Annotated in this window: 13 protein-coding genes and 2 pseudogenes; 10 read left to right on the top strand and 5 right to left on the bottom strand. The window is 70.9% G+C overall.

Annotated elements, in window-relative coordinates; translation table 11 throughout:
• Positions 1–362 precede the first annotated feature (362 nt).
• From QMF80_RS36795 to QMF80_RS36785, 3 genes are all read left to right on the top strand, one after another.
• Positions 363–1,571 carry an Ig-like domain-containing protein gene (locus QMF80_RS36795; protein ID WP_283461619.1) on the top strand — a complete coding sequence of 403 codons (1,209 nt, stop codon included), beginning with the start codon at positions 363–365 and terminating at the stop codon, positions 1,569–1,571.
• An 88-nt stretch (positions 1,572–1,659) separates the two neighbouring features.
• The gene (locus QMF80_RS36790) at positions 1,660–1,935 is read left to right on the top strand and encodes a hypothetical protein (protein WP_283461617.1); all 276 of its coding nucleotides are present in this window, start codon (positions 1,660–1,662) and stop codon (positions 1,933–1,935) included.
• Between the two features lie 489 nt (positions 1,936–2,424).
• Positions 2,425–2,787 carry a MazG-like family protein gene (locus tag QMF80_RS36785; protein WP_283461615.1) on the top strand — a complete coding sequence of 121 codons (363 nt, stop codon included), beginning with the start codon at positions 2,425–2,427 and terminating at the stop codon, positions 2,785–2,787.
• A gap of 411 nt (positions 2,788–3,198) precedes the next feature.
• On the opposite strand, the gene QMF80_RS36780 is transcribed toward QMF80_RS36785, so the two are convergent.
• Positions 3,199–4,104 (bottom strand): carbon-nitrogen hydrolase family protein, encoded by a 906-nt coding sequence (locus QMF80_RS36780; protein WP_283461613.1) that lies wholly within the window; start codon positions 4,102–4,104, stop codon positions 3,199–3,201.
• 4 nt (positions 4,105–4,108) lie between these two features.
• Positions 4,109–5,611 (bottom strand): APC family permease, encoded by a 1,503-nt coding sequence (locus QMF80_RS36775; RefSeq protein ID WP_283461612.1) that lies wholly within the window; start codon positions 5,609–5,611, stop codon positions 4,109–4,111.
• A gap of 120 nt (positions 5,612–5,731) precedes the next feature.
• Between QMF80_RS36775 and QMF80_RS36770 the strand changes: the two genes are divergently transcribed.
• The 5 genes and pseudogenes from QMF80_RS36770 to QMF80_RS36750 all read left to right on the top strand — a co-directional run.
• Entirely contained in the window at positions 5,732–6,331 is a 600-nt protein-coding gene (locus QMF80_RS36770) for a TetR/AcrR family transcriptional regulator (protein ID WP_283461610.1), read from the top strand.
• 354 nt (positions 6,332–6,685) lie between these two features.
• Positions 6,686–7,474, top strand: a complete 789-nt coding sequence (locus QMF80_RS36765; protein WP_283461608.1) for a hypothetical protein — start codon at positions 6,686–6,688, stop codon at positions 7,472–7,474.
• A gap of 193 nt (positions 7,475–7,667) precedes the next feature.
• Entirely contained in the window at positions 7,668–8,120 is a 453-nt protein-coding gene (locus QMF80_RS36760; RefSeq protein ID WP_283461606.1) for a hypothetical protein, read from the top strand.
• Positions 8,121–8,713: 593 nt separating this feature from the next.
• Positions 8,714–9,364 (top strand): hypothetical protein, encoded by a 651-nt coding sequence (locus QMF80_RS36755; RefSeq protein WP_283461605.1) that lies wholly within the window; start codon positions 8,714–8,716, stop codon positions 9,362–9,364.
• A 115-nt stretch (positions 9,365–9,479) separates the two neighbouring features.
• Positions 9,480–9,848, top strand: a pseudogene (locus tag QMF80_RS36750) (amidohydrolase family protein); the annotation flags it as partial.
• Between the two features lie 1,051 nt (positions 9,849–10,899).
• Here the strand turns inward: QMF80_RS36750 and QMF80_RS36745 are convergent.
• Together QMF80_RS36745 and QMF80_RS36740 are read right to left on the bottom strand one after the other, a co-directional pair.
• A complete protein-coding gene (locus QMF80_RS36745) occupies positions 10,900–11,439 on the bottom strand; it encodes a GNAT family N-acetyltransferase (RefSeq protein WP_283461601.1) in 540 nt (179 codons plus the stop codon).
• 513 nt (positions 11,440–11,952) lie between these two features.
• Positions 11,953–12,795 carry a helix-turn-helix transcriptional regulator gene (locus QMF80_RS36740; protein WP_283461598.1) on the bottom strand — a complete coding sequence of 281 codons (843 nt, stop codon included), beginning with the start codon at positions 12,793–12,795 and terminating at the stop codon, positions 11,953–11,955.
• A 129-nt stretch (positions 12,796–12,924) separates the two neighbouring features.
• Here QMF80_RS36740 and QMF80_RS36735 point away from each other — a divergent pair, with 129 nt between their 5' ends.
• The gene (locus tag QMF80_RS36735) at positions 12,925–13,218 is read left to right on the top strand and encodes an Atu4866 domain-containing protein (protein WP_283461596.1); all 294 of its coding nucleotides are present in this window, start codon (positions 12,925–12,927) and stop codon (positions 13,216–13,218) included.
• Positions 13,215–13,397, top strand: a complete 183-nt coding sequence (locus tag QMF80_RS36730; RefSeq protein ID WP_283461594.1) for a hypothetical protein — start codon at positions 13,215–13,217, stop codon at positions 13,395–13,397. Before QMF80_RS36735 ends, QMF80_RS36730 begins: the two co-directional genes overlap by 4 nt.
• A 14-nt stretch (positions 13,398–13,411) precedes the next feature.
• On the opposite strand, the pseudogene QMF80_RS36725 reads toward QMF80_RS36730, so the two are convergent.
• Positions 13,412–13,531, bottom strand: a pseudogene (locus QMF80_RS36725) (IS982 family transposase); the annotation flags it as partial.

Here is a 13,531-nt window from a genome sequence, read left to right as displayed (position 1 = left end):
CTGCGGGTAGGTCAGGCGGTGATGCTTGTGGTGGCCGCGGTAGAGGCCCCCGTAGGCGCGCCCCGCCGCGTTCTCCCCGGTGAAACCGTCCGGTCGGAATTGGCAACTACTAGGTGAAACAGCTGATTAGGGCGGTAGATGCGCGGCAGTTGGACCGTTAGAGTCCGCATGCGCGACTTCGTGACGAGGGTGCGAATCGGCCGGTCCACCCCCCTGACCTGCTGCGTGGCGGCACACCCCTCCGCCGGGCAGGCAGCCGCTGTGCGGCGCGCATCCCCGCATCAACGACACAGCGGACGACCGTGGTTGTCCCGCAGGCCACCGCATTCCCTCGTCGCCTTGAATCCGATGGGGAGAAAACAATGTCCAACACAGTTCTGCGGCCCTCGGCCGCCGGAAAAGCACTGGTCGTCGGCGCCCTCCTGGCCCTCCTGGTGCCGGGCATGGCGTACGCCAACACGGTCGGAGCGACGGTGAAGACCCCGGGCGTCACCGTCGGCCCCGGATCGACCTTCTCCGAGATCTCCACCCACGCCGACTGCGGCACGGGCCCCATCTCCGGCGGCGGGATCGACCAGGCCATCGGCACCGGCACGGTGTCGAACGGCAACCACGTGAACGGCACCGGGCCCAGCCCCGACGGCAGCACCGAGTACACCGGCTCGACCGGTGTCGTCGGCACCGACGTGACCCACTGGCTCGGCATCGGCGGCAGTGGCGGCGCGGTCGACAGCGCCTTCTCGACCACCCCGTACGCGATGTGCTTCACCAGCAGCCTGATCACCCACACCCAGGTGGTCATGAACAAGATCGCCGGACCCGCCGCGGCCTCGACGGTGGGCCTCGTCACCGCCACCTGCCCCGCCGGCACGCGGCTGCTCGGCGGCGGCGCCCGGACCACTCCGGCCAGCGTCGGCAGCCTCAAGCCCATCGCGAGCTTTCCCACGTTCAACAACGCCGGGCACGACTACGGCCAGAAGGCGGCCGCCGACGGGGAGAGCAACCCCGACTCCTGGAGCGCGGTCGGGTGGAACGGCGCCCAGGGCGGCAACGGCGGCGGTGGCGGGGGCGGCGGCTACTTCGGCGGGGCGGGCGGCTCCGGCGGCGGCAACCCCGGCAACCTCTACGGCGCGGGCGGAGGCGGCGGCAGCGGCTACGCGGCGCCCTCGGCCACCGAGGTCTCGCTGGTCTCCGGCGCCGGGCACGGCGCCGGCCGGGCGGTCGTCCCGTTCCGCTACGGGACGACCACCACGCTCACGGCCGACACCACCACCCCGCTGTTCGGGCACGCCGTCGCCCTGACCGCCACCGTGGCCCCGGCCGGACCCGCGCCCACCGGCCCCGGAGGTACGGTCACCTTCTCCGACGGGCCGACCGAGCTGGCGACCGTACCGGTGGAGGACGGCCGCGCCCGAGCGGCGACCGGCGTGCTCCAGCCAGGCCGCCACCGGATCACCGCCGCCTACAGCGGTGACCCCGGGTCTCCGCGGGGAGCACGACCGCGGCGCCGACCGAGGTGGCCGTCGGGTTCAGCGCGCCCTGCGTCACGACGGCGCGCTACGGCCCGCTGACCGTGGCCGTCGGCCAGTCCCTGTGCTTCGGCCCGGGCGGCAGCCAGACCGGCCCGGTGACCGTCCGGCCCGGTGACCGTCCGGCCCGGTGACCGTCCGGCCCGGTGGAGCGCTCGCGTTGGCCGGGTCGTCGGTCACCGGACCTGTCTCCTCCGAAGGGGCCCTCGCCGTCACCGTCTGCCACTCCCTGCTGACTGGCCCGGTGAGCGTACGGGGCAGCAGCGGGCCCGTGGTGATGGGCGACGGGTCGCCGGTCTGCGGAGGGAGCACCTTCACCGGCCCGCTGTCCCTGGAGTCGAACACCGGGGGCGTGGAACTCACGGCCAGGGCCGGTGACGGAGCGGGATCGGTGACCGAGCGGTAGGCCGGTCGGACGGCCCCGGTGACGGGGTCGCCCGACCGGCGCGCCGGGGCGGGAGCACGGGCACGCGCTCCTGCCCCGGCGTCACCGGACGCCCGCCGAACCCGGCGGAAGAGATCGCGGTGAACCGCGCCGACGCGTCGAACCCGGTTCGTCGCGGACGAGCCGCCGGAAAGCCGGTACTGGGAGCACCGCCTCCACCGTGTTGTGCTCGGCATCCGCAGGGTCAGGCTGTGCTTCATGGCCGCGTCGCGGTTCCCCGCTGTCGATGAGGTCCGCCGGAGCCTCGGGTGCGGCCTTTACCCTCCGGGAACCGCCGAGGCCGCCCCCGAACGAGTGGATCGCCCCGGAAGCCGCCTCTGCGTGGGGCGGCTTCGGCACTTTGGCAAGCAGCAGCAGCGGACGACGGGATACAGCCCGGCGCCGTTGCGCAGGGGGCGCGGCCGACACCGACGCACGTGAATGGCCGGACCAGAGACGAGACAGGAACCAATGGACGCCGTATGGAAGACCGTCAACGAGCTCGCGCGGAGTTTCACGGAGCGGGACAACGGACGAATGGTGCCGAACGAGCAGCAGTGGATCCTCCAGGTCCTCAAGATCGGGGAGGAGTTCGGGGAGGCGGCCCAGGCTGTGATCGGCGTGCAGGGCACGAACCCGCGAAAGGGCACTTCGCACTCCTGGGAGGACGTGCAGGCGGAGATCGCGGACACCGCGATCACAGCGTTGGTCGCGCTCGCGCGGATGCGCCCTGACGCGGCCGACTACTTCGCCCAGCACCTCGCGGAGAAGTCCGGCCGCTTCTTGCCCCATCAGCCGACCTTCGATGAGGCGACGCCTCCCGGCGCTGCATGAAGTCCGCTCGGCTGCGGCCGAGGGCTCAGGCCGTATCGGGGGCAACGGGCTGAAGAGGATACGTCCGGTGCGCGGGACGGGGCGATGGGCACGCGGCGCTCCTACGGGTGGCGGTAGGGCTCAGGAAGGACGACGGCCCCTGCCGCCAGGGGCGGGGCAGGGGCCGTCACGCGATTCCGGCCCGTGGGGGTGCGGGCCGGGAAGGCGCGTGCCACCGGTCCGGCGGCTCACGCCGGTTGGGCCGTTGAGGTGTGTACGCGACCGTTGAAGCCGTCATGGCGGTCGGGGCTCTCCTCGTCGAACCAGTAGTCGCCGGCCGCGAGGTAGCGGAAGGAGGCCGGAGGAGGGCCCGCTCACCTCCTGGCCTGCTCCCAGCGGCTTCGTCCGCTTCGGCGAAGCCATCAGCGGCGACTACCTCGGCTGGTCGACGGGGCCGACCGGCGGTGAGGGCTCCTCCAGCCACCCAGGCCGACGGAACGCGCCTGCGTACATGGGTAGCCGCACCTGATCGCCGTAGCGGGCGAGCTGCTCCCAGGGCCGGTTGATCCCGGAGGATCCGTACTGCCGGACCCGGGTGACGGAGCCCAGGTCCAGCACGTCCACCAGCACCTCCTCGCCGGAGCCCGCCTGCTGGCGGACCAGGCCCTCGGGGTCCACGATCGCGCTCTGGCCGACGCCGGCCGGGTCGGAGGCGTTGATGTTGACCACGAAGACCTGGTTGGTCCAGGCGTTGGCGCGGGCGCAGACCAGCTCCATCTCCCGGTCCCTGGTGGTGGTCAGCGTCGGCTGGATGACGACCTCCGCACCGAGCCAGGCCAGCTGCCGCACGGTCTCCGGGAAGGAGCCGTCGTAGCAGATCGCAAGACCGACCTTGCCGATGCCCGGTATCTCGAAGACCACGAACTCGTCGCCGGGGGCGGCCTCCTCGTAGGGCTGCCAGGGGAACACCTTGCGGTAGCGGGCGACGATCTCGCCCTGCGGCGACACCGCCAGCGCGGTGTTGTGGACCCGCCCGTCCCCGGCCCGTTCGAAGACGGTGCCGGGGACCAGCCACAGCCCGGTCTCCACGGCCAGGGCGCAGATCCGGTCGGTCAGCGGGCCCGGGACCGGGACGGCGACCTGCTCCATCCAGTCGGCGGGCGCGGGCCGCAGCAGCGGCCCCTCCGCCGAGAGCATCAGCTCTGGCACCACGACCAGCTGAACGTGCGGGAACAGTTCGCGGACGGCCCTGACCTGCTCGGCGAAACGCTCCCAGCTGGCTTCGGGGTCGAAGGGGACCGGTGCGGTCTGGACGGCGGCGATGGCGAGAGTGCGCATGGGATCAGTCCTCGGTGACGGTGAGTTCGACGACGGCGCTGCGACCCTCGCGGAAGAAGGGGCGGAAGCGGGAGCGCACGGCCAGCATCACCGGCACGCCCAGGACGATGGAGCCGATGCCGAGCAGGAACACCCCGCCGACGCCGTGGAAGGAGGTGCTGCCGTAAGCCGGGCTGAGCATGTCGTGTGCGCTGCGGGCGAAGGCGGCCAGCATCATCAGCCCGCCCAGCAGCGGCAGCACTCCCTTGAGGAGCAGGTCGCGCGGGGAGTTCCTGAGCTGCTTGCGGAAGTGCCAGACGCAGGCCAGCGCGGTCACGCCGTAGTAGTAGGCGATCAGGAGGCCGATGGAGAGGATGGCGTCGCCCAGGAACTTCCCGGAGACCACGGTGAGCAGCACCAGCAGCGCGGCAGCGGCGGTGCCGAGGAAGATGGTGCCGAAGGCCGGGGTGCGGTGGCGGGGGTGGATCTTGGCGAAGGCCGGCGGCAGTGCGCCGTGGGCAGACATCGAGAGGGTGCTGCGCGAGCTGCCGACGACGCAGGTGAGCAGGGCGGCGACGGCCGAGACGCAGACCGCCAGTTGCACCACCTTGGCCAGGGCGCCGCCCAGGACCGAGGGGGCCAGGGTGGCCAGGATGTCGCCGGTGTTGTCCGGGTTGCCGAGGCCGAGCCCGCTGCTGCCGGTGCCTGCGAAGGAGATGGCTGCGAAGGCGGTGAAGAGGTAGGTGCCGAGCAGGACGAAGGTGGAGATCAGCACGGCCTGGCCGGGGATCCTGCTGTTCTTGGTCTCTTCGTTCACCGTGATCAGGGCGTCCCAGCCCCAGTAGATGTACAGGCAGAGCAGCACGGCTTCGGCGAAGGGGCCGAAGCCGCCGATGGCGAAGGGGTTCAGCCAGGAGACGGACGGCGTCGCGGCCCCGTGCTTGACGAAGGCGACCGCGCCGAAGCCCAGCAGGGCCACCAGCTGAAGCCCCAGCAGTACGTACTGGACCGAGGCGGCCATCTGCAGTCCTCGGCGGGCCACGGCCGTGACGCAGGCCAGCAGCAGGACGCCGGTCGTGGCCACGGCCGCGTCGTTCCCGGCCGGGCCGTGCAGCCCGAGGACGTCCAGCAGGTAGCTCGCGCCGACCTGGGCGAGCGCCGTCATGGCGATGAGGGTGGCGATCTGGACGACCCAGCCGCCGGTGAGCCACCCGGTCCAGGAGCCGAAGGCCCGGGTGGTCCAGACGAAGGTGGTGCCGCAGTCCGGCATCTCCTTGTTCAGCTCACGGAAGGCGAAGGCCGTCAGCAGGATCGGGACGAAGCCCACCAGCAGCGCCGCCGGTGCGAGGTGCCCGACGACCAGCGTCACGTAGCCCAGGGTCACGGCGATGCTGTAGGCGGGGGCGACCGAGGCCAGCCCCAGGACGACCGTGGCCAGCAGGCCCACGGACCCCTCCCGTAGCCCCTTGGAGGTCGTCGCGGGCGGGGCGTCGGGTCTTGCCGCTGTGTCGTTCTGGTGCGTCGCCACGGGGACTCCTGACATGGACCGGGTGTTAAACGTGGATTTAAGATTCTGGTCACTCCCACGTCAAGAGCTGAAGCGATATTGTTAAACGTGAATGCAGGACAAGCGAGGGAAGAGGGCGGCATGGCGGCGAAAAAGGGCGGCAGCAAGGAGGCCAGGCGGGCCGAACTGGGCGCGGCGGTACAGCGTGCCCTGCTGATGCGCGGCCTCGAAGGGCTGCGGCTGCGTGACATCGCCGACGAGGCCGGCGTCACCCCGGCCGCCGTCCTCTACTACGGCGACCTGGACGGCCTGGTCTACGAGACCTACCGGCAGGCCATCGAGCGCTACAGCCAGGAACGCGAACAGGCCGCCGACCGGTACGCCGACGCCCGCGGCAAACTGGCGGCCTGTATCGACAACGGCGTGGCCACCGGCCCCGACGACGCCCTCACCCGGCTGCTCTTCGAGTACTGGCCGCGCTGCCTCCGTGACGCCAGGGCCGCCGCTCTGGACAGTTCATTGACGGAGCGTCAGATCGCGGTCTACGCAAGCATCCTGGTGCTGGGTCAGGCCCAGGGCCACTTCACCCTCCAGGACCCGCCCCGGCTGCTCGCCTCCAACTTCGTGGCCATGGAGGACGGCTACCAGATGGAGGTGCTGGCCGGCCGCCGCACCCGGGTCGAGGTGCTGGCGGCCCTGCGCTCCTACGCCCGCGCGGTCACCGGCTGCACGGTGGACTGAAGGTCCGCGACCGGGTGCTCGTCGGCGAGCCGGCTCGCTGGCACCCTGGGCAGTGGAAGCGGTGGCGGTGCACTCCGTCAGGCGCAGACGCGGCTGCTGGAAACCGCCGAAGGCAAGACGGCGGAGACCTGGAGCCGTGGCCGACTACGATGCGTGCTTCGGCAGGGCAGGACAGCGGGGAGGCGTGACGTGAGCGGTTATGGCGGGGGCGGGTACGGGGATTCGGCAGGCGGCGCGGGGAACCGGCCTGCGGCGGGCCGGCCCGGTCAGGGCCCCCCGGCCCAGGGACCGTCGTACGCCCCGCCACCGGGGTATCCGTACGCGAGGCCGGTTCCCGCACAGGGGTACCCGTACGTGCCGCCGTATCCGCTGGTTCCGCCGCCGCCCGGAGGGCAGTCGCGAGGCAGGAAGATCCTGCGCGGCATCCGCAACCCGTTCTACGCCGCCCAGTGCGCCTTCCGTCCCTCGCGTCCCGGGATCGTGGACGATCCGCAAGTCGGCAAGCTCCAACTGTGGCGGACCGCGCTGGGCCTCGTTGCCTGGGTGAGCCTGACGATCACCTACAGCGCCGTTGTCAGCGCCGACGACGTCAAGGCCGTAGCGGGCGAACGCTTCAACCAGAGCTGGGACAGCGTCCTGGCGCTGGTCGTCACCTTCCCCGTGGTGGTCGGTGTCTTCGTAGCGGCCGCGCGGGGCGGGCTGCGGCGCGTCTACCTGCGACGGGCCCTGCGCCCGCTCGGCGCGGTCATGGCCATCATGATGTCCATGGGCACCTCGGCGCTCGCGATGGCGCCGGAGCTGGCGGGGCTGCGGGACGCCGTCGGCCTGCCGGGCAAGATCGCCATCGCGGTGCTGTGCCTGTGGTCGATCGGCTTCGCCCTCTACGGCATCGGCTTGTCGCTCGTGCACGTCTTCCGCACCGCCGACATCCACGAGGTGGTGCCGCCGATCCTTGCCGTGGTCCTGGTGTGGGAGATGGCGCTCCTGGACGTCATCACGGGTGCCTACCCCCAAGTCCCGGCGGGCGCCCGGGCGGTCTTCATCCTCGGCGCCCCCACCACCGTCACGGCCCTGTCCTGGTGGGAGTTGCGCCGACTGCGCCGCCACCACGGGCTGACGGTCCGTAACGCGCTGGAGCGCTGACGGCCGACGCGTAAACCGACGCTTGCGGCGATGCCGAGCACCCCTCGGTGTTCCCGGCTACCGGGTTGCACAGGCCGCGCCCGGCTGCCCGTCGCATCACCCGCATCACCCGCCTCACCCGCGATCTTCGGGGACCCGCTTCCCGGTTTCGGGCCCACCGTCCCCGCTCCAACCCGAGACCCGAGGAACGCCCATGTTCAGTACTACGCAGCACCGCGCCCATCTGACCTGGCACGAAGGCCCCGTGATGGAGCTGTCGGTGCGCCCGCACGAGCGGGAGGGTGAGGCCGGCTCCAGTCCGGCCAGTGAGGGCCAGGGGGCGGTCGACACCAACGCCCCTCTCCTTGTCCAGGGCCTCACGGTGCCGTGCGACGGTGACTGGGGCCAAGCCCAGGCGGAGGCGACGCGCGCGCTCCTGGCCGCAGGGTGGCACCTGCACAGCGACTGGCAGCGCGACGGCGGCGCGTTCACCGCGGTGGTGGACCGCCAGCCTGCCGACGACGACGACCACGGCCCCATGCCCGATGGCCGGGTGCCCGATTCCGCTGCCCTGGTCGCTGATCAGCAGGCCAGCGGATCCATGGCGCGAAAAAGCCGGATGGAGGACATCCTCCGTCGGGCCAGGGCGCCCCGCGATACCCCCTGACACAGCTGATGACCCCGCGCGGGCCAGCCCCCGTCAACACGGTCGGCTGCCTCGGGCGCGGGGTCGGACTCGGTCTACGCCGGGGATTCGCGGAGGAGAAAGGGGAGGAGTGACCTGGCGGCCAGCTCGCCACGGCGGGTGCCGGGCAGGGAAGTCGATCAGGGTTGTGGACGCGCTCGGAAGCTGATGGTTCACCGACGGAGACCGTCAGCCAGGCACTTGCGTCTTGGGAAGCACGAAGGGAAGGAACGCGAGCTTTGGCTCCGCGTGACGGGTCTTCGTCGACGTGCGGGATGACGTCTCAGTGCTTCACCACTGCGACTCGCACGCTGAACTCGCCGCGGCCACCAAGTCGGCATGCGAAGCGGGTCAGTTGCTCCACGTCGCCGACGGCAATGCGGCCGTCAGGCAGCAGGAGGGAGCCGTCGACGACGATCCTGCTGCCCCGCTGGCCGAGCGGCCGGCCACTCCCGTAGGGGAAGCGGCCACCGTTGATCCGCCGTACGGAACCGGGTACTTGTCAGGGTCGAGTCAGGGGGCTCTCGGGGTGATGCCCGATCCCGGGACCGTGCGCCGCCGGACAGGATCGGCACATGACGAACCTATCTCGGGGAACACACCGGAGCTCCGCACTGCGGCGGGCCGCCTTCATCGCCGCGCCCCTGTGCATGCTCGCCTACGGAGCCATCCGGCTCTCCGACCCGGACCACGGCCCGGGCCCGGCCTGGACCGGCGGCCACCTCGCCCTGATCACCGGGGTGCTGCTCTTCACCGCGATCTTCCCGGGCCTGCTGCGGCTGTCGGAGCCGACGGCCGGGACGGCTCGCCTCAGCGCCCGGGCAGCGGTCGTGGTCGGGCTGCTGGGAGTGGCGTCCGTGACCGCGCAGGGCGTCATCGACCTCGTCGTCGGGTTCCGCGCCGACGACAAGGCCGGTATGACGGCGCTCTTCCATGACGTCCAGGCGTATCCCGGCGTGCTGCCCGTGGTGTACACCGTCGGCCCGGTGCTCTTCTACGTCGGCTTGCTCTGGCTCATGGTCCAGCTCGCCGTACAGCGCCGGATCCGTGTCTGGCGCCCCGCGCTGGTGCTGCTCGGCACGGGGGTGATGGCCGCCAGCCTGGACCTGCTCCCGCTCGGCGCCGTGTTCTTCCTCGTGGCGCTGTCCCCGCTGGGACGCACCGTGCCCGGTGGCGGGGCTGCGGAGCCGGGACGTACGCCTGTCGGCTCGCACCGGTCCGCCTGACCGGGCGGACGACGCCGAAGCGGTGGTCGGAGGCGGCGCACCGTCCCGGGCCCCGCAACCGCCCGGGACGGCCACTCGCGGCCGGGGTGGGTGGGCCGTTCGGAATGCGGTTCAGCGCCGATCCGCCGACCCGAAGCGGCGCATTCTGTTCACCGGCGCGACCATCGTCACCATGGATCCCGGCTCCGGCGTCCTGGACTGTGGCGATCTGCTCGTCGAGGGTGACACGATCACCGCGATAGGCCCTGATCTGAGCCGGGACGGCGGCGCGGCGGTCGTCGACGCCACCGGCACGATCCTCACGCCGGGTTTTGTCGACACGCACCGGCACGCCTGGGAGACCCAGCTGCGCCGGATCATGCCGGACGTCGACGACCTCGGCGCCTATGTGATGTCCACCCTCGCCGGTTACGTCACGGTCTACCGGCCCAAGGACATGTACGTCGGCACCAAGCTGGCCGCGCTGACGGCGATCGACAGCGGACCTGAACAACATGCCGCTCAACGACCCGATCGGGACCATCGTCCTGGGCGCGGACGCCCGCAACATCAGCGCCGTCCTCATCAACGGCGAAGTCCGCAAGTGGAACGGGCAGGTCCTTGACGTTGACCTGCCCGCCCTGCGCGACGAGGTGCACGCCTCGCGTGCATACGTGCTCGACACCCCCGCCGCCTGATCTCCGCCCTCCTTCTCTCCCCGTGCCTTGGCGCAGGCGCTCTCGCCCCTGGGCAGGACGCGCCGATCACCGCTCACTCACGAACGAACCAGGTACCGGCATGACCGCCACTCCCCGTGGGGAACCGCTGGAACCTGATCCGACAGCCTGGTGTGCCGACCGGCGGGGGCGCCGCGGTGACCTCGCCCAGGTCTCGGGACGGGCGAAGAGGAACTCCCCGCCGTGGTTCGGCGGACGCCCGCCCTGTGGCGGGCAGATCCACGGCGCGGGACCGCCCCGCGCGTCACCCGGTCCGAGCGCGGCCGGCCCAGCACCTCGACGGGTGGTCCGGCCGAGAGGTGGGCCATGCGTGGTGCGTCGTAGCCGCCTTGAGTACGACCATGACGTCCAGGTCTCCACCCTGTCACTGGCCAGCCTCCACGAGGCGTTGACTGCTTCGCGGACCTGTTTCGCGGACCTGTTTCGCGGACCTGCGTCGCGATGCCGGGGTGCAAGGCGGTGTGCCGGCGCCGGTGCTCGGGGGCAGGGGCCAGGTCCACGAGGGCGCGGACCGGACCGTCCGTGCACTGCAGCGCGTCGCACCACTCGAACAGGGCGTCGCTCCGCGCGGTCAGGCAGGCGTACGGCTCCGGCCGGAACCCCGACATCACCGCCAACGCATCTCGTTGCCCCATGCTCGACCCGTCCCACGACCCCGACCTTCGTACGGTGTTGGTCGCTCAGCACAGGATCGGGCCGCGGACCTGCAGACATCCGGTGAACCGGGGATCCACCGAACAAGTCCGAGCCGCGTTCGACGGCGGACCGAAAACGGGCAGGCTCAGGGGTGGGGGTGCGGGGCCGGCCGAGCGCTCAGTCTCACCGTGCTCTCTCGGCGATGGCCGCCCAGCGCTCGTGGTCCCTCCACTCGCCGTTGATGAACTGGAAGGCGGCTGAGTAGCCCTCACGCTGGAAGCCCAGCCGTTTGACGAGGTTCAGCGAGGAGGTGTTGTCCGGCTGTATGTTCGCCTCCAGCCGGTGCAGTTCCAGCTGACCGAAGGCGAACTGGACGACGAGCCCCAGCCCTTCGGTCATATAGCCATAGCCCGTCGTGGAAGCGTAAGCGGTATACCCCAGAGTTCCGCTCTGGAGCGTGCCCCGGACGATGTTGTTGATATTGGCGCCACCCACGATCTCGCCGGTGCTGCCCAGGCAGATCACGAAGCCCTCATGGGCGGGCTGCTCGAACCGCCCGAGGTAGTTCTCGAACGCTTCCACCGTGTTCTCGCGAGCGCCCAGCCAGCGCCGAAGCATCTCGGCGCTCTCCTGGGCCAGCGCTGTGAGCTCGTCGTAGTCCTGACGGCAGACGCGGCGTACGGCCACTCGCGGTCCCTGCAGGAGGTAACTGGTGCTTGTCATCCGGGAATCCTATGCAGCCTCCTCGTACGCACATCCGATGGTTTGCGCACCCCGACGAGTGAGAAGGCGGACGGCTATCCCTCGGGCCGCCCCAAAGCCAACGAAGGTGTCAACAAAAATGACCTTCTGGCGCCAAGGGGGAGCGATCAGATACACCGAGCGGCCCAGGTCAGGGGACCGCCCCTGGTGCCGGCCATCTCACACAGTCGCAAGCGACCGCGCCGATCTGCCGCTTCACAGCGCCTGGCGGCGCCTACGGGGGAGGTATGTCGAGGTCTGCCACCGCTGAGTCTCAGCGCCGCAGTCATGGCACTGAGCCTGTTGTTCGTGCGCCGGATCCTGCGGCCCACACCGCGAAAGGACCCTGACGGTGGCCTGCTCCGGGCTTGTCCTGGGCGCAGTCCGAGCACTGCCGACTCTGCGCCACCAGCATCCCGAGTAGCGCACCCTTGCGTACGTGGGCCCATCGCACGGTGATCCGGTGGGCCCACGTACGCAAGGACTACGCCGGGGCTACTGCTCCGTGGGGGACCGCTGGTGGCGTGTGGCGTGGAGGCTGCCGAGCAGGGACAGCGCCTCAGCATCGGGGCTTCCCGGTTCGGCGAGGTAGATCACCAGCTGCTGGCCCGGCGCTCCGCGGACATCGAAGGTCTGGAAGGTCAGGGAGAGAGGCCCGACGTCGGGGTGGACGAGGTCCTTGGCGTCACGGCTCTTGCCGTGGACGGCGTGCGAGGACCATAGGGCGCCGAACTCCTCGCTCGCCTCGGTCAGGGAGCCGACGAGGTCGTGCAGGCGCCGATAGTGCGGGTCGAGGCCCGTGGCGTGGCGCAGTCCGGCAACGACTGCCTCCGCTGCCCGCCCCCACAGTCTGAAGAAGCTCCAGGCGGCCGGGTCGAGGAACGTCATGCGGGCCATGTTGTCCACGTTCTCGAACGGTGAGAACAGTGCGTCGGCCAAAGGGTTCGAAGCCAGAAAGTCGGTGGCCGGGTTCAGGACGAATGCCGCGGCGTTCGGGTAGCCGTCCAGCAGCTGCCGCAGCGCGGTACTCACCGCTTCTCTCGGCTGCGGCCGCTCAGCTTCGGGTGCGGTGCCGGCCAGCCGGAACATGTGCTCCCGCGCCTCGTCGTCCATCCGCAGCGCGCTGCTGATGGACTCGAGGATCTGCGGGGAGGGGCTGCGCTCGCGGCCCTGTTCGAGGCGGGCGTAGTAGTCGCTGTTCATGCCGGCCAGGACAGCGACCTCCTCCCGCCGCAGCCCCGCGACCCGGCGGGCGCCGTACGAGGCGAGCCCGACGTCGTCAGGGCGCAGGCGGGCGCGGTGAGCGCGCAGGAAGTCTCCGAGATCGTTGCTGGTCACCCGCTCAGGCTAGGCCGCACTCCACCCGCGTGCCTGGGTGCGCCGTACCCAGGCACGACTCGTCCTGGCTCCCTTCCCCCGGGCCGCCCAGGCTGGTGATCAGCAACCGCGAACGAGAAGGAGAGCAGCATGGTGAGCAACCAGTCGAGCCCGCCGGAGGAAGCCGCCGGGGGAGGGACCGGTGACGTGGACGTGGTCGGGATGTGGGTGACCGGGGACGGGCACATCCGGCAGGAGCTCCGTCCCGACGGCCACTACGACGAGGCCCGCGGCACCCGGCGCAGCGCCTACACCGGCCGCTACACCGTGACCGGCAGCCATCTCGACTACGTCGACGACACCGGCTTCACCGCCACCGGCGACATCCGCGGCGGCGTGCTCTTCCACGAACACCTCGTCCTGTACAGGCAGGAACGGACATGACCCAGACGACCAAGCCCCTTCTCATCACCGGCGTCAGCAGCGGCCTCGGCCGCGCCTTCGCCACCCCGGTCCTGGACGCCGGTCACACCGTCGTACGCACCGGCCGCACCGTCCGCAACGACGCCGACGCCTTCACCGCTCTCCACCCGGAGCGATCCGACGCTCGCGGCACTAGATGATTGATTTCAAGGGGTCAGTGATCGTAGGCGGTCAGTGAGCGGAGCACTGGTTCGCCGGCCTTGGTGTTGTGCCAGATTGCGGCGGTGAGGGCCAGGATGCGTTGCAGGACGCGGACTGTCACTCCGGTGACGGT

It is taken from the genome of Streptomyces sp. G-G2 (assembly GCF_030063135.1).
Classification (GTDB): Bacteria; Actinomycetota; Actinomycetes; order Streptomycetales; family Streptomycetaceae; genus Streptomyces.
Note: the sequence above shows the minus strand (reverse complement) of the source record. Positions and strands in the feature narration are given on the sequence as shown.

Coding starts and splice junctions, on each gene's coding strand:
- QMF80_RS36795 (WP_283461619.1), top strand. CDS start 363: ATGTCCAACACAGTTCTGCGGCCCTCGGCCGCCGGAAAAGCACTGGTC.
- QMF80_RS36785 (WP_283461615.1), top strand. CDS start 2,425: ATGGACGCCGTATGGAAGACCGTCAACGAGCTCGCGCGGAGTTTCACG.
- QMF80_RS36780 (WP_283461613.1), bottom strand. CDS start 4,104: ATGCGCACTCTCGCCATCGCCGCCGTCCAGACCGCACCGGTCCCCTTC.
- QMF80_RS36770 (WP_283461610.1), top strand. CDS start 5,732: ATGGCGGCGAAAAAGGGCGGCAGCAAGGAGGCCAGGCGGGCCGAACTG.
- QMF80_RS36760 (WP_283461606.1), top strand. CDS start 7,668: ATGTTCAGTACTACGCAGCACCGCGCCCATCTGACCTGGCACGAAGGC.
- QMF80_RS36755 (WP_283461605.1), top strand. CDS start 8,714: ATGACGAACCTATCTCGGGGAACACACCGGAGCTCCGCACTGCGGCGG.
- QMF80_RS36745 (WP_283461601.1), bottom strand. CDS start 11,439: ATGACAAGCACCAGTTACCTCCTGCAGGGACCGCGAGTGGCCGTACGC.
- QMF80_RS36735 (WP_283461596.1), top strand. CDS start 12,925: ATGGTGAGCAACCAGTCGAGCCCGCCGGAGGAAGCCGCCGGGGGAGGG.
- QMF80_RS36730 (WP_283461594.1), top strand. CDS start 13,215: ATGACCCAGACGACCAAGCCCCTTCTCATCACCGGCGTCAGCAGCGGC.